18 protein-coding genes and 1 riboswitch are annotated in these 19,150 nt (G+C 70.8%); of the genes, 6 read left to right on the forward strand and 12 right to left on the reverse strand.

The annotated features are described in order from the left end of the window. Positions 1-71: 71 nt before the first annotated feature. Positions 72-1,523, reverse strand: coding sequence for an aminobutyraldehyde dehydrogenase (locus FHS39_RS00110; RefSeq protein WP_184345704.1), 1,452 nt, complete (start codon positions 1,521-1,523; stop codon positions 72-74). Positions 1,524-1,701: 178 nt separating this feature from the next. Between FHS39_RS00110 and FHS39_RS00115 the strand changes: the two genes are divergently transcribed. From FHS39_RS00115 to FHS39_RS00135, 5 genes are all read left to right on the forward strand, one after another. Next, entirely contained in the window at positions 1,702-2,190 is a 489-nt protein-coding gene (locus tag FHS39_RS00115) for an Lrp/AsnC ligand binding domain-containing protein (RefSeq protein WP_184345705.1), read from the forward strand. Then, a complete protein-coding gene (locus FHS39_RS00120) occupies positions 2,175-3,554 on the forward strand; it encodes an aspartate aminotransferase family protein (protein WP_184345706.1) in 1,380 nt (459 codons plus the stop codon). The genes FHS39_RS00115 and FHS39_RS00120 overlap by 16 nt, the downstream gene beginning before the upstream one ends. A 289-nt stretch (positions 3,555-3,843) precedes the next feature. Then, complete coding sequence (locus FHS39_RS00125) at positions 3,844-4,581, forward strand: ABC transporter ATP-binding protein (RefSeq protein ID WP_184345707.1); 738 nt, start codon at positions 3,844-3,846, stop codon at positions 4,579-4,581. Then, positions 4,563-5,798, forward strand: coding sequence for a hypothetical protein (locus FHS39_RS00130; protein ID WP_184345708.1), 1,236 nt, complete (start codon positions 4,563-4,565; stop codon positions 5,796-5,798). Before FHS39_RS00125 ends, FHS39_RS00130 begins: the two co-directional genes overlap by 19 nt. Before the next feature lie 110 nt (positions 5,799-5,908). Further along, positions 5,909-6,835, forward strand: coding sequence for a hypothetical protein (locus tag FHS39_RS00135; protein WP_184345709.1), 927 nt, complete (start codon positions 5,909-5,911; stop codon positions 6,833-6,835). A gap of 95 nt (positions 6,836-6,930) precedes the next feature. Here FHS39_RS00135 and FHS39_RS00140 read toward each other — a convergent pair whose 3' ends face one another. From FHS39_RS00140 to rpsB, 9 genes are all read right to left on the reverse strand, one after another. Further along, a complete protein-coding gene (locus FHS39_RS00140; protein ID WP_184346586.1) occupies positions 6,931-7,941 on the reverse strand; it encodes an ABC transporter ATP-binding protein in 1,011 nt (336 codons plus the stop codon). Positions 7,942-7,947: 6 nt separating this feature from the next. Next, positions 7,948-9,561, reverse strand: coding sequence for an ABC transporter permease (locus FHS39_RS00145; RefSeq protein WP_184346588.1), 1,614 nt, complete (start codon positions 9,559-9,561; stop codon positions 7,948-7,950). A 59-nt stretch (positions 9,562-9,620) separates the two neighbouring features. Then, the gene (locus FHS39_RS00150) at positions 9,621-10,715 is read right to left on the reverse strand and encodes a thiamine ABC transporter substrate-binding protein (protein ID WP_184345710.1); all 1,095 of its coding nucleotides are present in this window, start codon (positions 10,713-10,715) and stop codon (positions 9,621-9,623) included. After that, positions 10,711-10,816: riboswitch (TPP riboswitch) on the reverse strand. (Overlaps the previous gene by 5 nt.) A 32-nt stretch (positions 10,817-10,848) precedes the next feature. Beyond that, positions 10,849-11,955: a dual-specificity RNA methyltransferase RlmN gene (gene rlmN / locus FHS39_RS00155; protein WP_184345711.1), complete on the reverse strand. Its 1,107-nt coding sequence runs from the start codon at positions 11,953-11,955 to the stop codon at positions 10,849-10,851. Positions 11,956-12,044: 89 nt separating this feature from the next. Continuing rightward, positions 12,045-13,148, reverse strand: a complete 1,104-nt coding sequence (locus FHS39_RS00160; RefSeq protein ID WP_184345712.1) for a phosphatidate cytidylyltransferase — start codon at positions 13,146-13,148, stop codon at positions 12,045-12,047. Further along, the gene (gene frr / locus FHS39_RS00165) at positions 13,148-13,705 is read right to left on the reverse strand and encodes a ribosome recycling factor (RefSeq protein ID WP_045933112.1); all 558 of its coding nucleotides are present in this window, start codon (positions 13,703-13,705) and stop codon (positions 13,148-13,150) included. Before frr ends, FHS39_RS00160 begins: the two co-directional genes overlap by 1 nt. Before the next feature lie 169 nt (positions 13,706-13,874). Continuing rightward, positions 13,875-14,651 carry a UMP kinase gene (gene pyrH, locus FHS39_RS00170; RefSeq protein ID WP_045933105.1) on the reverse strand — a complete coding sequence of 259 codons (777 nt, stop codon included), beginning with the start codon at positions 14,649-14,651 and terminating at the stop codon, positions 13,875-13,877. A gap of 160 nt (positions 14,652-14,811) precedes the next feature. Continuing rightward, positions 14,812-15,648 (reverse strand): translation elongation factor Ts, encoded by an 837-nt coding sequence (gene tsf, locus FHS39_RS00175; protein WP_045933104.1) that lies wholly within the window; start codon positions 15,646-15,648, stop codon positions 14,812-14,814. Positions 15,649-15,809: 161 nt separating this feature from the next. Then, on the reverse strand, positions 15,810-16,667 hold the full coding sequence (rpsB, locus tag FHS39_RS00180) for a 30S ribosomal protein S2 (RefSeq protein ID WP_184345713.1): 858 nt from the start codon (positions 16,665-16,667) through the stop codon (positions 15,810-15,812). A 316-nt stretch (positions 16,668-16,983) separates the two neighbouring features. On the opposite strand from rpsB, the gene FHS39_RS00185 reads away from it, so the two are divergent. Further along, on the forward strand, positions 16,984-17,610 hold the full coding sequence (locus tag FHS39_RS00185; protein WP_184345714.1) for a M23 family metallopeptidase: 627 nt from the start codon (positions 16,984-16,986) through the stop codon (positions 17,608-17,610). On the opposite strand, the gene FHS39_RS00190 is transcribed toward FHS39_RS00185, so the two are convergent. Next, a complete protein-coding gene (locus FHS39_RS00190; protein ID WP_045933102.1) occupies positions 17,564-18,121 on the reverse strand; it encodes a TetR/AcrR family transcriptional regulator in 558 nt (185 codons plus the stop codon). The genes FHS39_RS00185 and FHS39_RS00190 overlap by 47 nt on opposite strands. A gap of 74 nt (positions 18,122-18,195) precedes the next feature. Then, on the reverse strand, positions 18,196-19,032 hold the full coding sequence (gene whiG / locus FHS39_RS00195; protein WP_184345715.1) for an RNA polymerase sigma factor WhiG: 837 nt from the start codon (positions 19,030-19,032) through the stop codon (positions 18,196-18,198). Positions 19,033-19,150: the final 118 nt, after the last annotated feature.

Here is a 19,150-nt window from a genome sequence, read left to right on the forward strand (position 1 = left end):
CGACGCGCGGCGGCCCGCACCGTAACCCCGGTGCGGGCCGCCGCCTGCTCGTGTGCCCCGTGGGCCGCGGGTCAGCCCAGCGACGTCATCACGTGCTTGATGCGGGTGTAGTCCTCGAAGCCGTAGGACGAGAGGTCCTTGCCGTAGCCGGACTTCTTGAAGCCGCCGTGCGGCATCTCGGCGACCAGCGGGATGTGGGTGTTGATCCACACGCAGCCGAAGTCCAGGGCCTTGGACATCCGCATGGCGCGGGCGTGGTCCTTGGTCCATACCGAGGAGGCCAGCGCGTACTCGACGCCGTTGGCGTAGCTCACGGCCTGCTGCTCGTCGGAGAAGGACTGCACGGTGATGACCGGGCCGAAGACCTCGTGCTGGACGATCTCGTCGTCCTGGTTGAGCCCGGAGACGACGGTGGGGGCGTAGAAGTAGCCCGTCTCGCCGACCCGGTGGCCGCCCGCCTCGACCTTGGCGTGCGAGGGCAGCCGCTCGATGAAGCCGGCCACCTGCTTGAGCTGGTTGGCGTTGTTCAGCGGGCCGAAGAGCACGTCCTCGTCGTCCGGCAGGCCGGTCTTGGTGTCGGCCGCGGCCTTGGCGAGGGCGGTGACGAACTCGTCGTGGACGGACTCGTGGACGAGCACGCGGGTCGCGGCCGTACAGTCCTGGCCCGCGTTGAAGTAGCCCGCGACGGAGATCTCCTCGACGGCCTTGGCGATGTCGGCGTCCTCGAAGACGACGACCGGCGCCTTGCCGCCGAGCTCCAGGTGGACGCGCTTGAGGTCCTTGGAGGCGGATTCGGCGACCTGCATGCCGGCCCGTACGGAGCCGGTGATGGAGGCCATGGCGGGCACCGGGTGCTCGACCATGAGGCGGCCGGTCTCGCGGTCGCCGCAGATCACGTTGAAGACGCCCTTGGGGTGCCCCAGCTCCTCCAGCACCCCGCCGATGATCTCGGCGAGCAGCACGGTGGAGGCCGGGGTGGTGTCCGAGGGCTTGAGGACGACGGTGTTGCCCGCGGCGAGCGCCGGGGCGAACTTCCACACCGCCATCATCATCGGGTAGTTCCAGGGGGCGACCTGCACGCAGACGCCGACCGGCTCGCGCCGGATGATGGAGGTCATCCCCTCCATGTACTCGCCGGCGGAGCGGCCCTCCAGCATCCGGGCGGCGCCCGCGAAGAAGCGGATCTGGTCCACCATCGGGGGGACCTCTTCGCTGCGGGTGAGCGCCAGCGGCTTGCCGGTGTTCTCCGACTCGGCGGCGATCAGCTCCTCGGCGCGCGCCTCGATGGCGTCGGCGATCTTCAAGAGCGCCTTCTGGCGGTCGCCGGGGACCAGGTCGCGCCAGACGGGGAACGCGGCCGCGGCGGCGGCCATGGCGGCGTCGACGTCGGCGGCCCCGGACAGCGGAGCGGTGGCATACGCCTCGCCCGTGGCCGGATTGACCACCTCCGTGGTCCGCCCGTCGGCGGCGTCCCGGAACTCCCCGTCGATGAAATTGCGCAGACGACGCAGTTCGGTGGTCACGTGCCACCCCTCCTGTCTCGGTCCGATGGGTGAGACGCCCAGCCTAGTCACTAAGGCCACGCTTTCGACATACCCGCCACCCATGAACGACGGAATCAGTTACTCAGACAATGGTCGGCAACGAATTTCATTGAATAAGGGTTGCCACACAGTCGAGTCCTCCTGCACAGTGGGAAACGTGGCAACTCGTAGCGCAGACCCGAAGGGCGTGCAGAGCACGCCGCCGATCGACGCCGTCTCCCTGGCGATCATCGAGCAGCTCCAGGAGGACGGGCGCCGCCCGTACGCGGCGATCGGCAAGGCCGTCGGGCTGTCCGAGGCGGCGGTCCGCCAGCGGGTCCAGAAGCTGCTCGACCAGGGCGTGATGCAGATCGTCGCCGTCACGGACCCGCTCACCGTGGGCCTGCGGCGGCAGGCGATGGTCGGGATCAACGTCGAGGGGGACCTCGACCCGGTCGCCGAGGCCCTGACCGCGATGGACGAGGTGGAGTACGTCGTCGTCACCGCCGGCTCCTTCGACCTCCTCATCGAGATCGTCTGCGAGGACGACGACCACCTCCTGGAGACGATCAACAAGCGCATCCGCACCCTGCCCGGCGTGCGCTCCACCGAGAGCTTCGTCTACCTCAAGCTCCGTAAACAGACCTACACATGGGGAACCCGATAGCCGTGAGCAAGGACCTCAGCAGGACTGCGTACGACCACCTGTGGATGCACTTCACCCGCATGTCGTCGTACGAGAACGCCCCGGTGCCCACCATCGTGCGCGGTGAGGGCACGTACATCTACGACGACAAGGGCAAGCGCTACCTCGACGGTCTCGCCGGGCTGTTCGTGGTCCAGGCCGGGCACGGCCGCGCCGAGCTCGCCGAGGCCGCCAACAAGCAGGCGCAGGAGCTGGCCTTCTTCCCGGTGTGGAGCTACGCCCACCCCAAGGCCGTCGAGCTGGCCGAGCGGCTGGCCCACTACGCCCCCGGCGACCTGAACAAGGTCTTCTTCACCACCGGTGGCGGCGAGGCCGTGGAGACCGCCTGGAAGCTGGCGAAGCAGTACTACAAGCTGACGGGCAACCACACCAAGTACAAGGTCATATCCCGCGCCGTCGCCTACCACGGCACCCCGCAGGGCGCCCTGTCCATCACCGGCCTGCCCGCCCTGAAGGCGCCCTTCGAGCCGCTGGTGCCCGGCGCGCACAAGGTGCCCAACACCAACATCTACCGTGCGCCGATCCACGGCGACGACCCCGAGGCCTTCGGCCGCTGGGCCGCCGACCAGATCGAGCAGCAGATCCTCTTCGAGGGCCCCGACACCGTCGCCGCCGTCTTCCTGGAGCCCGTGCAGAACGCGGGCGGCTGCTTCCCGCCCCCGCCCGGCTACTTCCAGCGGGTCCGCGAAATCTGCGACACCTATGACGTGCTGCTCGTCTCCGACGAGGTCATCTGCGCCTTCGGCCGTCTGGGCACGATGTTCGCCTGTGACAAGTTCGGCTATGTGCCGGACATCATCACCTGCGCCAAGGGCATGACGTCCGGCTACTCCCCCATCGGAGCGGCCGTCATCTCCGACCGCATCGCCGAGCCGTTCTTCAAGGGAAACAACACCTTCCTGCACGGCTACACCTTCGGCGGGCACCCGGTCTCCGCGGCGGTCGCGCTCGCCAACCTCGACATCTTCGAGCGCGAGGGCCTCAACCAGCACGTGCTGGACCACGAGGCGGCCTTCCACACCACCCTGTCGAAGCTGCACGACCTGCCGATCGTCGGCGACGTGCGCGGCAACGGCTTCTTCTACGGCATCGAGCTCGTGAAGGACAAGGCCACCAAGGAGTCCTTCACCCCGCAGGAGTGCGAGCAGCTGCTGTACGGCTTCGTCTCCAAGCAGCTCTTCGAGAACGGCCTGTACTGCCGGGCCGACGACCGCGGCGACCCGGTCATCCAGCTGTCCCCGCCACTGATCTCCGGCCAAGCGGTGTTCGACGAGATCGAGCAGATCCTCCGCGGGGTGCTCACCGAAGCCTGGGCCAAGATCTGACCCCACCGCACCCCCTGCACAGCACGACGGGCACCTCCCACACCCGCTCCGGCCCGTCTCCCCGCCCCGGCCCACGCACGCGCCCCCGCTCCCCCCACGTGCGTGGGCCGCGGCATGCCCGCGCAAACCCCGGACCATGAGCCCGATGGGAGGAAAGTGAGGCACTCCAGCGCCGAGCCTGGGCGAGGGCTAGGATCCCGGTTCCGTACGGTGCCAGTGACCCAATGGCCTCCGGTTCGTTCACCCGGACAGGGGAACGGACCCACTCAAGCGACCCGAGGTGCTCGATATGGTGGCCCCGCCGGACAACGACGTGCTCTGGGCACGTGGTCTGCACTACTCGTACAACGGCTCCCCCGCGCTGACCGGTGTCTCCATCGGCGTCCGCGAAGGCGAGGTCCTCGCCGTGACCGGGCCGCGCGGCTCCGGGAAGACCACGCTCCTCAAATGCCTCTCGGGCCAGCTCCTGGCGGACCCGGGCGAAGTGTGGTTCAACAGCGCCCCCGTGCACACCCTCTCCCGCGGCGCCCGCGAGCGCCTGCGCCGCGAGCGGTTCGGCTGGATCGGCAGCGAGCCGCACCTGGTGCCCGAGCTCAGCGGCTGGGAGAACGCCGCCCTGCCCCTGCTCGCCCGCGGTGCCGGCCACCGGGCCGCCAAACAGACGGCCCTCGAATGGCTGGAGCGCCTCGACGTGGGCGACTGCGCCCGCAAGCGCCCCGGCGCGCTCATGCAGGCCGAGCGCCAGCGCATCTCCATCGCGCGCGCCCTGGCCGCCGAGCCGACCGTCGTCTTCGCGGACGAACCGACCGCCCCACTGCACACCGCCGACCGCGCCCAGGTGCTGCGCACCCTGACCACGGCCGCGCGCTCCCACCAGATCACCGTGGTGCTCGCCACCTTGGACGAGGAGAGCGCGTCCCTCGCCGACCGTACGGTCACCCTCGTCGACGGCCGCCGCGGAGGCGCCTTCCCGGCACCCGACCCGGCCGAAGGGGAGGGCAGGGCCGCGTGCTCAGTCTCCGCCTAGCGCGCGGTGCGCACCCGCTCGTCCTGCTGCGGCGGCTGCTGGTGGCCATCGCCGCGGCGGGCGTCGCCTTTCTGCTGCTGTGCGCGCTGGGGCACGCGGTGGCGGACCCCAAGGCGACCGGGGAGTCCCTGGTCCGGCTGATGTGGTGCGTGCTGCCCCTGGCGGCCGTGGTGCACTTCGCGGTCGCCGTCGCCCGCACCGACCCGGCCACCAGACCGCGCGACGGGCTGGATGCGATCGGGCTGGGGCCGGTCCGGCTGTCGCTGCTCGCGGCGGCCTCCACGGCCGTCTCCTGCTCACTGGGCAGCGCCGCCGCTCTCCTCGTCTATCTGGAACTGCGCGGCAGCCTCGGCGGCACCCCGCTGAGCGGTGCCGCGGCGGGGCTGCTGGACGGCGGGGCCCCGCTGCCCTGGGCCGCGACGCTCACGCTGCTCGGGCTGCTGCCGGCGCTGGCCGCAGGCGCGTGCGCGGTCGCACTGCGCCCGCGCAGGGAGCAGCGCAGGAGCGCTGCCCGGCATGCGACCGCCCCCGCCCCCACCCTGCCCGTGCCGCCGGAGCAGTCCGTGGCCGCCCCGGAGGCCGCCCGGCCCGTCTACGCGGGCCTGCCCTGGGGGGTGACGATCATCGCCTGCGGGCTGGCCCTGGAGGCGTACGTCGGCCACGCCCCGGTCCCCAAGCCGGACGCGCTGCTGGCGCTGCCCGGACAGTCCGGCGGCGCCTCGCCGGGGCTGCTCGGCGGCTGGCTGCTCGCCTCCATGGGGCTGGTGCTGGCCGGGCCCGGGCTGACGCACTGGTGCGGGGCGCTGCTCGCGGCCGGGCGGCCCGGACCGGTGCGGATGCTGGCCGGGCGGATACTGCAGGACGCGGCCCAGCGGACCGGCCGCCCGCTCGGGGTGCTGTGCGCGGTCGCCGCGGGCACGCTGGCGGCCGTCGAGCTCTACGGGGCGGCCTGGGACGGCACGGAGCCCAGCCCGTTCGGGCCGCTCACGGGGCTGGGGGCGGCCGTGGTGATGGCCTGTGTCACGGCGACCGCCGTCACGGCCGCCCTGGACACCCGCCAGGCCCGGTCCGAGACCAACGCGGCCATCCTGCGGCTGGGCATCCCCGCCTCGATGCTGCGCGGCGCGGCGGCCGTACGGACCTGTGTCCTGCTGGCCGTCCTCGCGCCGCTCACCTGGTTGATCGCCGAGCTGACGGCGCTGCCCCTGACGAGGTGAGAAGCACCGGAGGTCACCGATTTTGACCAGTTCTTGACTCAAGGCAACTCCGACGCCGAAAAGTACGTCTGCCAGAAGCACGACGGATTTACGGGCGAACGGAGCTATTGGTGATCATCGGCCTTCTGACGGCTGTCGCGGCCTCGGCCTGTTACGGCACGGGCTCGGTCCTGCAAGCCGTGGGCTCGCGCAAATCGGCCCACAGGGAGGCTGCGGCGGCCTCCACCTCGGGCACCACGCAGCACGGCGGACCGAGTCTGTCGTCCACCGCCAAGGCCGCGGTGACGTGGGAGTTCATGGTCGGCACGGTGCTGGACTTCATCGGCTTCGGGCTGGGCGCACTGGCCGCCCGGCTGCTGCCGCTCTTCCTCTCCCAGACCGTCATCAGCGCCAATCTGATCGTCACCGCCCTGCTCAGCATCAAGCTCCTGGGCATCCGCCTGACCCGCCGCGAGTGGGCATCCATCGCCGTCGTCTGCTCGGCGCTGGTGCTGCTCGCCACGGCGGCCGGTCACGAGGGCAGCGGCGAGACCGCGATGTCCACCCACTGGTGGCTGCTGATCATCTCCGTCGTGCTGATGGCCGGCGGCACCGTGGCCGTACGCCTGCTCGGCTCCAAGGCGGCGATCCTGGCCGGTCTGCTCTCGGGACTGGGCTTCGGTGCGATCGGCGTGGGCGTGCGCATCCTGAACGGCATCAACCCGTTCGACCTCTCCGCGCTGGTCACCGACCCGGCCGTGTACGCGATCCTGATATCCGGCGCCGTCGGCATGTACCTGCACACCGTCGCCCTGCAGATCGGCTCGGTCAACGGTGCGACGGCGGCCCTGGTCGTCGGCGAGACGGTGCTGCCGGGCATCATCGGCGTGCTCTGGCTCGGCGACGCCTCCCGCAACGGCTTCGCCTGGGTGGCCGTCCTGGGCTTCCTTCTGGCGGTGGCGGGCGCGGTGGCGGTGGCCTGGTTCGGCGAGCCGGACGGCCATGCGGGACCGCCCGTGGCGGAGGCGAAGGAGCCGGAACGGGCAGCGGTGGGGTGACGATCGGGTCGTCTTCCTGAAACGCCGGCCGGGCTGCATGCAGCCCGGCCGGCGTTTCGGCATTCAGGACGGTCGGTTTCAGCATTCAGGGACGGTCAGGGGAGAACGACGACCTCGGCCGCATCGAACGCGACCCGCATCCGCTCCCCCACCCCGGGCGCCGTCTGCAGCGCGGCCGCCGCCTCCAGCTCCGGCCCGGCCTCCGGTCGCAGCGTCAGCGCGACGTGGTCGCCCCTGAAGGTCCGCCCGGACACCACGCACGGCAGCCCTTCCGAGGCGAAGCGCACTCCGGCCGGCCGCACCAGCACCCGGCACGCCCCCTCCGGCGTCCCGGTCGGCACCGGTATCCCGCCCCACACCGTCTCCGCCCGCTCCCCGCGCACCTTCGCCTCGACGACGTTGTCGAAACCCAGGAAGCGCGCCACGAACTCGGACGCGGGCCGCTGCCAGACCTCCAGCGGCGAACCGGCCTGCGCGATGCGCCCGTCGCGCATCACCACCACCCGGTCGGCCAGGGCGAACGCCTCGCCCTGGTCATGGGTGACGGCCAGCACCGTAGTCCCGAGTCGGCCGAAGAGTCCGCGCAGCTCCACCACGAGGCGCTCGCGCAGCGTGCGGTCGAGCTGGCCCAGCGGCTCGTCGAGCATCAGCAGCCGCGGCTCGGGCGCCAGCGCCCGCGCGAGCGCCACCCGCTGCTGCTCGCCGCCGGACAGCGCGGCCACCGCGCGCCGCTGCGCACCCGGCAGGCCCACAAGATCGAGCAGTCCGGCGACCTTGCGCTCCGCCTCGGCCCGGGCGACCCCGCGCATGCGCAGACCGAAGGCGACATTGCCCCCGACGTCGCGCTGCGGGAAGAGCTGGTGGTCCTGGAACATCAGGCCCACGCCGCGCCGGTGCACGGGCACCCCGCTCTGGTCCTTGCCCGCGAGGTACACCTGTCCGGCGTCGGCCCGCTGCAGCCCGGCCACCACCCGCAGCAGCGTGGACTTGCCGCTGCCGCTCGGCCCGAGCACGCACACGATCTCGTGCTCGGCGACGTCGAGATCGACGGCGTCCAGCGCGGCCCGCCCGCCGAAGCCGACGGTCACCCCGTCCAGTCTCAGCATGGACACCTAGAACTCCCCCGTACGGTCGGTGCGGACGCGCTCCAGGACCAGCAGCGCCGCCGCGCACACCAGCATCAAGATGGTGCTCAGGGCCATCGCCTGCCCGTAATTGAGTTCGCCGGGGCGGCCGAGCAGCCGGGCCACGGCCACCGGCAGGGTGGGGCTGTCGGGGCGGGCGATGAAGACGGTCGCCCCGAACTCGCCCAGCGAGACGGCGAAGGCGAAGCCCGCCGCGACCCCGAGCGCGCGGCCGACCAGCGGCAGATCCACCTCGCGCCAGGCGCGCAGCGGTGAGGCGCCCAGCACGGCGGCCGCCTCGCGCAGCCTGGCGTCGACCGCGCGCAACACCGGCAGCATGGTCCGTACGACGAACGGCACGCCCACCAGCGCCTGCGCGAGCGGCACCAGGATCCATGAGGTGCGCAGGTCCAGCGGGGGCTCGTCCAGGGCGATCAGGAAGCCGAAGCCCACGGTCACGGCGGAGGTGCCCAGCGGCAGCATCAGCAGCGCGTCGAAGCCCCGCACCAGCCGTCCCTCGCGCCGCGTGAGCGCGGCCGCGGCCAGGCCGCCCACCACGACCGCGATGGCGGTGGCGGCCAGCCCGTAGGCCAGCGAATTGCCGATCGTCTCCAGGGGTGCGACGACGAACGTGCCGCCGTTGTCGCCTGCGGAGGCCAGGGCGCGATAGAACGCCAGGCCGTAGCCGTCGGGCCCGTCGAAGGACCGCAGCACGAGCACCGCGAGCGGCAGCAGGATCAGCAGCGTGATGAAGACGAGCACGGACGCGAGCAGCGCCCACTGGCCCGCGCCCTGCGGGCGGCGGGCGGTGCGGGCCGCGTCCACCAGGCGCAGCGTGGCCTCGCGCCGCCGCACGGTGCGGGCGTGCACGGCGAGCAGGACGCCCACGGCCGCGAACTGCACGAGGGTCAGGACGGCGGCGGTGGGCAGATCGAGCAGTTGCGCGGTCTGCTGGTAGATCTCCACTTCCAGGGTGGCGTAGCGGGGTCCGCCGAGGATCTGGACGACGCCGAAGGAGGTGAAGGTGAAGAGGAAGACCATCAGGCCGGCCGCCGCCACCGCCGGGCCGAGCGCGGGCAGCGTCACCCGCCACCAGGCGGCCAGCCGGCCGGCGCCCAGCACGCGGGCCGCCTCTTCCTGGCGGGGGTCGAGCTGGGCCCAGAGGCCGCCGACGGTGCGGACGACGACGGCGTAGTTGAAGAAGACGTGGGCGAGGAGGATGGCCCAGACGGTGGTGTCCAGCCGCACCCCCCACAGCTCGTCCAGCAGCCCGCCGTGGCCGAGCAGCGCCAGGAAGGCCGATCCGGCGACGACGGTGGGCAGCACGAAGGGGACGGTGACGACCGCCCTCAGCAGCCTCTTGCCGGGGAAGTCGAAGCGCGCGAAGACGTATGCGCCGGGGAGCCCGCAGGCGAGCGTGAGCGCCGTGGAAGCCGCCGCCTGCCAGGTGGTGAACCACAGGACGTGGCCGATGTGCGGGTCGGTGATCACCTCGCCGATGCGGCCGAACCGCCACTGCCCGCCGTCCTTGAGGCCGCGGGAGACGATGGAGGCGACCGGGTAGGCGAAGAAGACGGCGAAGAAGGCGAGCGGCAGGGCCATCAGGCCGAGCCGCGTCGCCGTGCGCCGTGCGCCGCCCGTGCGGGCGGCGCTCCGGGGTTCTACTTCAGGACGATCGAGGACCATGCCTTGACCCACTGGTCGCGGTTCTTGGCGATCTTCTCCGGGGCCAGGGTCTGCGAGTCGGCGATCTTCGCTCCGTACTTGGTGAAGACCTCGGGCAGCTTGGCGTCCTCGTTGACGGGGTTGACGTACATCTGGAGCGGCATGTCCTCCTGGAACGCCTTGCCCAGCATGAAGTCGATCAGCGCCTTGCCGCCCTCGGTGTTCTTCGCGCCCTTGAGCAGTCCGGCGAACTCGATCTGCCGGAAGCAGGTGCCGGTCGCGACGCCCGTGGGGCTCTCCTTGGGCAGCGGGTTGACGCCGACCACCTCGGCGGGCGGGCTGGAGGCGTAGGAGACGACGAGCGGCTTGTCGCCCTTGGCCTTCTTGCCACCGGCGGAGCCGGAGAAGCGCTCGTTGTAGGCCTGCTCCCAGCCGTTGACGACCTCGACGTCGTTGGCCTTCAGCTTCTTCCAGTAGTCCTGCCAGTTGTCCTCGCCGTACTTGGCGATGGTGGCGAGCTGGAAGGCCAGGCCCGGCGAAGAGGTGGCGGAGTTCTCGGTGACCAGCAGGTTCTTGTACTCCGGCTTGATCAGGTCGTCGAAGGACTGCGGCGGCGCCAGCTTGTGGTCCGCGAAATAGGCGCGGTCGTAGTTGACGCAGATGTCGCCGGAGTCGACGGGCGTGACGCGGTGCCGGGCGGCGTCAGCCTGCACGTCCTTGGGGACGCGGTCCAGGCCCTTGGCCTCGTACGGGGTGAACAGGTCGTTGTCGAACGCCCGCGAGAGCAGGGTGTTGTCGACGCCGAAGAAGACGTCGCCCTGCGGGTGGCTCTTGGAGAGGATCGCCTGGTTGACGGCCTGGCCCGCGTCGCCGCCCTTGACGACCTTGACGGTGTAGCCGGTCTGCTTCGTGAACTCCTTGAGGACGGAGTCCGAGACGAGGAAGGAGTCGTGCGAGACGAGGGTGACGGTCTTGCCGCCACCGGCCCCGGCGGAGCCCTTGTCCCCCGAGCCGCCGCAGGCGGCGAGCGCCGGAAGGCCGAGGGCGGCGACGGCCGCCGCCACGACGGCACGCCGAAGGTTGGTGTTCATGGTTGAGCTGACTCCCTACGCCGGTACTAACCGGATCAGGTCCGAGGGTCTGCGGGCCGTGCCGCACTCTCAGCGCTGTGTGCGCTCCCCTGTCGGATTGTTCATTTGTGCGAAGTAATGCAGGTGGACAGTATCAGCGCTCGGCGGCGGCCAGCTGGCCGCACGCTCCGTCGATCTCCTGGCCACGGGTGTCACGGACCGTCACCGGGACGCCGTGCGCGGCGATCGCCGCGACGAAGGCCCGCTCGTCCTCCGGCCGGGACGCCGTCCACTTGGAGCCGGGGGTGGGGTTGAGCGGGATGAGGTTGACGTGCACCCGCTTGCCCTTGAGCAGCCGGCCCAGCAGGTCGCCGCGCCACGCCTGGTCGTTGATGTCGCGGATCAGGGCGTACTCGATGGAGATCCGGCGGCCGGACTTCTCCGCGTACTCCCAGGCGGCGTCGAGGACCTCGCGGACCTTCCAGCGGGTGTTGACCGGCACCAGGGTGTCGCGCAGCTCGTCGTCGGGCGCGTGCAGGGAGACCGCGAGGCGGCACTTGAAGCCCTCGTCGGCGAACCGGTGCATCGCGGGGACCAGGCCGACCGTGGAAACCGTGATGCCGCGCTGGGAGAGCCCCAGGCCGTCCGGCTCGGGGTCGGTCAGCCGGCGGATGGCGCCGACGACCCGCTTGTAGTTGGCCAGCGGCTCGCCCATGCCCATGAAGACGATGTTGGACAGGCGCGCGGGGCCTCCCGGTACCTCTCCGTCGCGCAGCGCCCGCATTCCGTCGACGATCTGGTGCACGATCTCGGCGGTGGACAGATTGCGGTCCAGACCGGCCTGGCCGGTGGCGCAGAACGGGCAGTTCATGCCGCAGCCCGCCTGGGAGCTGATGCACATGGTCACCCGGTCGGGGTAGCGCATCAGCACGGACTCGACGAGCTTGCCGTCGTGCAGGCGCCACAGGGTCTTGCGGGTGGTGTCGTCATCGCACGAGATGTGCCGGACGATCTTCATCAGATCCGGCAGCAGCTCCTCGGCGAGCTTGCCGCGGGCGGCCGCGGGGATGTCCGTCCATGCCTCCGGGTCGTGCGCGTACCGGGCGAAGTAGTGCTGGGACAGCTGCTTCGCGCGGAACGGCTTCTCGCCGATCGCGGCAACGGCCTCCCGGCGCTCGGCGGGCGTGAGGTCGGCAAGGTGCCGCGGGGGCAGCTTGGCCCCGCGCGGCGCGACGAAAGTGAGTTCTCCAGGTGCAGGCATGGTTCATCCAGTGTCGCAGATGTACGGCAAAGGCCCGCTCGTCCCTGTGGACAAGCGGGCCCTCGGCCGAAAACCGCAGGTCAGCGACGTTATGCGCTGCCGACGAACGCCACCATCAGCACCCACACCACCGGCGCGGTGGGCAGCAGCGAGTCCAGTCGGTCCATGATCCCGCCGTGGCCGGGCAGCAGGGCGCCCATGTCCTTGATGCCCAGGTCCCGCTTGATCATGGATTCGCCGAGGTCGCCCAGGGTGGCGCTGACCGCCACCGCAAGACCCAGCAGCAGGCCCTGCCACCACTCGCCGTCGTCGATCAGGAAGTGCATGCACAGCGCGCCCGCGACCATGGCGAAGACCACGGCGCCGACCAGGCCCTCGCGGGTCTTGCCGGGGCTGATGCGCGGCGCGAGCTTGTGCTTGCCGAACCGCCAGCCGACCGCGTACGCACCCGTGTCGCTGACGACCGTGAGGATCAGGAACGTCAGGACCCGCCAGGCGCCGTCTCCGGCGGCCAGCATCAGCGCGACGAAGGTGGCGAGGAACGGCACGTAGAAGGCCGCGAAAAGGCCCGCCGTGACGTCCTTGAGGTAGTTGTCCGGCGGCTCGGTCATCCGCCAGACGAGCACGGCGAGCGCGGTGAAGGCCATGGCCACCCATGCGCCCTCCGCACCGCTGGCGTAGCCCGCGATGATCATCGCGGCGCCACCGACCGCCAGCGGCACCAGGGGAGCCTTGATGTCCTTGCGCTCCGCGAGCCGGGAGGTCAGCTCCCACAGCCCGACGACCACGGCCAGCACGATGACGCCGAGGAAGACGGGCTTGTAGATGAACAGGGAGGCGAGGATGACGGCGCCGAGGCCGACCCCCACCCCTATCGCGGCCCGCAGGTCACGGCCCGCGCTCTTCTTCGCCTTGGGCGCCTCGGGGGCGTCAGGCTGCTGCGGCCGGATGTCGGGCTCCTGTTCATCGCGGAAGAGGGGACCGCCGACATGAGCGGCCCCCCGCTCACGGTCGTCCTGGTCTCCGCCTGCGTCGGGCACGATGGGCATGGGCCGAGTCTGCGCCGCGGCGCCCGCCTCGTGCAGAGGACCCGCCGGAGGAGGCACCTCGCGGCGGTAGCCGGGGGCGGATCCCCGGTCGGCGGCCCGCCGGTGCCCGGTGCTCGGCGCGGCTCCCCAGGATGCGTCGTTCATCAGACCTCGAGCAGCTCGGATTCCTTGTGCTTGAGCAGCTCGTCCACCTGCGCCACGTACTTGGCGGTGGTGTCGTCGAGCTCCTTCTCCGCGCGGCGCACGTCGTCCTCGCCGGACTCCTTGTCCTTGACGAGCTTGTCCAGGGTGTCCTTGGCCTTGCGGCGGACGGAACGGATCGAGACCTTGGCGTCCTCGCCCTTGCCGCGGGCGACCTTGATGAACTCCCGGCGGCGCTCCTCCGTGAGCTCGGGGAACGTCACCCGGATGATGTTGCCGTCGTTGCTCGGATTGACGCCGAGGTCCGAGTCGCGGATCGCCTGCTCGATGTTGCGCAGGGCGCTCTTGTCGAACGGGGTCACCACGGCCATGCGCGGCTCCGGCACGGAGAACGACGCCAGCTGGTTGATGGGCGTCAGCGCACCGTAGTAGTCCGCCACGATCTTGTTGAACATCGCCGGGTGCGCACGCCCGGTGCGGATCGCCGCGAAGTCCTCCTTGGCGACCACAACGGCCTTCTCCATCTTCTCCTCGGCCTCGAGGAGGATCTCTTCGATCACCACTTGCTCCTGGTGTTATCAGTAAGCAGAGCCTCGCCCCTGCGCGCGTCTTCTCCTGCACGGTGTCCGACCGGCAGGCAGTTGTCCATCCCCGTGCCGAGGTCTTCCCACGGCACGGAGTTGCCGCCCGGCGGCCCTCGGCGGGCCGGTGCGGACGGCGGCGGGCCCGTCAGGCCCGCGTGCCCTGGTCGCTCACGAGCGTGCCGATCTTCTCACCCTTGACGGCACGGGCGATGTTGCCTTCGGCCAGCAGCTCGAAGACCAGGATCGGCAGCTTGTTGTCCATGCACAGGCTGATGGCGGTGGCGTCGGCGACCTTGAGGCCGCGGGCGAGCACCTCGCTGTACTCGAGGGCGTCGAACTTCACCGCGTCGGGGTTCTTCTTCGGGTCCGAGTCGTAGATCCCGTCGACGCCGTTCTTGCCCATCAGGATCGCCTCGGCGTGGATCTCCAGAGCGCGCTGGGCGGCGGTGGTGTCGGTGGAGAAGTAGGGCATGCCCATGCCCGCGCCGAAGATCACGACGCGGCCCTTCTCCAGGTGGCGCACGGCGCGCAGCGGGATGAACGGCTCGGCGACCTGGCCCATGGTGATGCCGGTCTGGACCCGGGTCTCGACGCCCTCCTTGGACAGGAAGTCCTGGAGCGCGAGGGAGTTCATCACCGTGCCGAGCATGCCCATGTAGTCCGAGCGGGCCCGGTCCATGCCGCGCTGCTGGAGCTCGGCGCCACGGAAGAAGTTGCCGCCGCCGATGACCACGGCGATCTCGTAGCCGTCGCGGACCACGGCCGCGATCTCACGGGCGATGGCGTGCACGACATCGGGGTCGACTCCGAGCCCTCCGCCGCCGGCGAAGGCCTCGCCCGACAGTTTCAGCAGGAACCGACGGCGTTTGCCGAGGCCGGTGCCCTTGTCGTCGGCTTTCTTGGCGTCCGCGCCCTGATTCATTGGAGTTCTCCTCGTGCACATACGAAGAAGGCCATTGCCGGATGGATCCTTGCGGTTCCTCTGCGGCAATGGCCTCCTCGTCACATCAGCGGCCGGCCGGTGGACGGTCGGCTGCATACGACCCTAGCGGGTCGCGGGTCGTTCGCTGCCCTGCGTCGGCTCAGGCGCCGACGCGGATGCGGGCGAAGCGCTTCAGGGTGACGCCGGCCTCGTCCAGGATCTTCTGGACGGTCTTCTTGTTGTCCTTCGCGAAGGCCTGGTCCAGCAGGACCTGCTCCTTGAAGAAGCCGGTGACGCGACCCTCGACGATCTTCGGCAGGGCGGCCTCGGGCTTGCCCTCCTCGCGAGCGGTGGCCTCGGCGACGCGGCGCTCGTTCTCGACGACGTCGGCCGGGATGGCGTCACGGGAGAGGAACTTCGGCGCGAAGGCGGCGATGTGCTGCGCGACGTCCTTGGCGACCTCGGCGTTCGCCTTGTCCAGCTCGACCAGCACGCCGACCTGCGGGGGCAGGTCCGCGGCGGTGCGGTGCATGTAGGCGTAGACCTGGCCGTCGCCGAACTGGGCGAAGCGGTCGACGACGATCTTCTCGCCGAGGGTGGCGTTGGCCTCGTCCACGAACGCCTGGACGGTCTTGCCGGCCTCGATCTCGGAGGCCATCAGGGCCTCGACGTCGGCCGGAGCGGTCTTGGCGACGTGGGCGGCCAGGGTCTCGGCCACGGCGATGAACTTCTCGCCCTTGGCGACGAAGTCCGTCTCGCACTTCAGCTCGACGATGACACCGGAGGTGTTGTCGTCGGCGATGACGGAGACGACGGCACCGTTCTCGGTGGTGCGGCTCTCGCGCTTGGCAACGCCCTTGAGGCCCTTGACGCGGACCAGCTCGACGGCCTTCTCGAGGTTGCCCTCGGCCTCGTCGAGCGCCTTCTTGCAGTCCATCATGCCGGCGCCGGTGAGCTCACGGAGCTTCTTGACGTCAGCGGCGGTGAAGTTCGCCATCCTTGAATCCTTCTTGTGCACTACGCCTGGCGGTGCCAGTGAACACCGGGCAGGCTGTCCGTCTTGAGGTCACCACGGCCGCCGGGGCTCCCGGGGAGCCACCGGCGGTCGACACCGCGGACGGCGAAGGCCATGCCCCCGCCGTCCGGTACGGCAGGGCGTCAGGCCTGCTCGGCGTCCGCGGCCGGGGTCTCGGCAGCGGCCTCGGCCGGCTTCTCGGCGGCGTCCTCGGACTCCGCCTTCTTCTCGCCCTCGAGCAGGTCGCGCTCCCACTCGGCGAGGGGCTCGCCGGCGGCCTTGTCGGCCTTCGCGTCACCGGTGGCGGCACCGGAGCGGGCGATGAGGCCCTCGGCGACGGCGTCGGCGATCACGCGGGTGAGCAGGGTGACGGAGCGGATCGCGTCGTCGTTGCCCGGGATCTTGTAGTCGACCTCGTCGGGGTCGCAGTTGGTGTCGAGGATGGCGACGACCGGGATGCGGAGCTTGCGCGCCTCACCGACGGCGATGTGCTCCTTCTTGGTGTCCACGACCCAGACGGCGCTGGGCACCTTCTGCATCTCGCGGATACCGCCGAGGGTCTTCTCCAGCTTGGCCTTCTCGCGGGAGAGGACCAGGAGCTCCTTCTTGGTGAGGCCGGAGGCGGCCACGTCCTCGAAGTCGATGAGCTCGAGCTCCTTCAGGCGCTGCAGGCGCTTGTAGACGGTCGAGAAGTTGGTGAGCATGCCGCCCAGCCAGCGCTGGTTGACGTAGGGCATGCCGACGCGCGTCGCCTGCTCGGCGATGGCCTCCTGGGCCTGCTTCTTCGTACCGACGAACATGATGGAGCCGCCGTGCGCGACGGTCTCCTTGACGAACTCGTAGGCGCGGTCGATGTACGACAGCGACTGGAGCAGGTCGATGATGTAGATGCCGTTGCGCTCCGTGAAGATGAAACGCTTCATCTTCGGGTTCCAACGACGGGTCTGGTGACCGAAGTGGACGCCGCTCTCCAGCAGCTCCCGCATCGTGACGACGGCCATGGCCGCGCTCCTTGAAATACTCGGTTCCACGACGGCCGGGCGGCCGCCGCTCCTGACGCCCCGACGCGCCTGCCGCTGACGGCGCCCTTGCGAGGAGCCGTTTCACGGACCGAGAGACACGGCCACCGTGCGTACCCGGAAAGGGGCTGTCGCGCCGGTGGCGGGGCGTGCGAAGTCGACCCGGTGACCCGGATCGCCATGAGAAGTGTACGGGACCGGAGAACCACCGGGTGACGGCGTTGTCCACAACCCGCGAGTAGTCCACAGATCCCGAGCAAGATCCACCCGGCGGGGCGGGATGGGGCACGGTGACGGCATGCGACGACTCGTGACGGTCATGGCACTTCTGTGCGCGCTCACGCTCTGTGTTCCTGCGAGCGCCGGTGCTTCTGTGGTCGCCGGGGCCCGGGCGGCGCCCGCTCCGGTGCGCGGCGACCGATCCTGGCCCGTGCCGGGGGTGCGGGGCGCCCGGCCGCTGGTCCTACGGGCGTGGGAGCCGCCCCCGGTGCGCTGGGCGGCGGGGCACCGCGGAGTGGACCTCGCGGCGGGCGCGGGCACCGCGGTGCGGGCGGCCGCGCCGGGGACGGTGTCCTTCGCGGGCACGGTCGCGGGGCGGGGCGTGGTCTCGGTGGAGCTGACGGGCACGGGCAGCCCGCCGCTGCGCACGACGTACGAGCCGGTGCGCGCGGGGGTGCGCGAGGGCGAGCGGGTGGCGGCGGGAGACGTGGTGGGCGTGCTGGAGCCCGGGCCGTTGTCCCACTGTCCGGCGGGCTGCCTGCACTGGGGCCTGCTGCGCGGGGAGGAGTATCTGGACCCGCTCAGCCTGCTGCCGCCGTGGATGCTGCGGCGCGGGCCATCGCGCCTGCTGCCGCTGACGGGCGGCGGGTGGGCCGGTTTCAGCCCCGCACGCCTCGCAGGGCCATGGCCACGGCTGCCTCCGTGATGCGGTCCGGCTCCTCGGCCGCCCCGAGCTCGATGCGGCGGACGGCCGCGTCGACGACGCCCTGCAGCAGCATGGCCGTCAGCCGCGGCTCGTCGTGTCCGAGCGCCATCAGCGCCTCGGCGAGCATCGCCACGAGCCCGCCGTGCGCGGCGCGGATCTTCTCCCGGGCGCCTTCGTCGAGCTCGCCCGCCGAGATGGCGACGACGGCCCGGTGGCGGCGGTCGCCGACCAGGGCGAGCTGTCGGCGCACATACGCTTCGATCTTGTCTTCGGGGGTGCCGGCGCGCTCCATGGCGGCCTCGACCTCCGCCGCCCAGACCGGGAAGTCCACGGCGCACAGCTCTTCGACCACGGCCGCGCGCGAGCGGAAGTACTCGTAGACGGAGGACCGCGCCAGTCCGGTGCGCTCGGCGAGAGCGGGGAAGGTCAGTGCTTCCGTACCGCCTTCGGACAGCAGGGAACGGGCGGCGTCCAGCAGGGCGCCGCGCTGCATCGTCCGGTGCTCGGCCACGGAGGCCGCTCGAATCCTGGGCACGTTCCCACTTTACGGACCCACCCCGGCCGGGACGACGCTGGAGGGACGATTCAGCGTCCTACGTCCGCCAGCTTCGCCCTGAGCTGGAGTACCGACTTGGTGTGGATCTGGCTCACCCTGCTCTCCGTGACACCGAGGACGTGGCCGATCTCGGCGAGGGTGAGGCCCTCGTAGTAGTAGAGCGTGACCACGGTCTTCTCGCGCTCGGGCAGGGTGTTGATGGCCCTGGCCAGCAGCCGCCGCAGCTCGTGGTCCTCGGCCACCTCGACCGGGTCGTCCGCCGCGGTGTCCTCGAGCGTGTCCATCAGGCTCAGCCGGTCGCCGCCCTCGCCACCGGAGTACAGCAGTTCTTCCAGGGCGACGACGTTGGCCAGCGACAACTGGCTGAACACGGAGTGCAGTTCGTCGAGCGGAATGCCCATCTCCGCGGCCACCTCGGCCTCGGAGGGGGTGCGGCGCAAGGCCGCCTCCAAGGTGGCGTACGCGCGCTCGACGGCACGGGCCTTCTGCCGGACCGAGCGGGGGATCCAGTCCAGCGCGCGGAGTTCATCGATCATGGCGCCGCGGATGCGGGTGATGGCGTACGTCTCGAACTTGATCGAACGGTCGGGGTCGAACTTCTCGATGGCGTCGATGAGACCGAAGACCCCGGAGGAGACGAAGTCCGCCTGTTCGACGTTGGGCGGCAGGCCCACGCTGACGCGCCCCGCCACGTACTTCACCAGGGGCGAGTAGTGCAGGATCAGCTGCTCCCGCAGCCGTTCGTCACCCGATGCCTTGTACGACCGCCACAGCTCGTCGAGCGTCGAGGGTGCGGGAGGGCGCACGGCGCCGCGGGCGGCGGGCGGCGCCGCCGCGCGGTCGGAACCGGATGTGTGCTGGGGCATTCGTCGTCTTGAGCCGTTCTGCTGTGGCGTTGGATCGGGTGATGCGCATCGGGTGGTACGAAGGAAGGGAATCCGGTGAGCGTAGCGTGACTGAAGCGATGCGGTGAGCGAGGAGAAA

Origin of the sequence: Streptomyces olivoverticillatus (assembly GCF_014203555.1) — a bacterium.
In the GTDB taxonomy this organism is placed as follows: domain Bacteria; phylum Actinomycetota; class Actinomycetes; order Streptomycetales; family Streptomycetaceae; genus Streptomyces; species Streptomyces olivoverticillatus.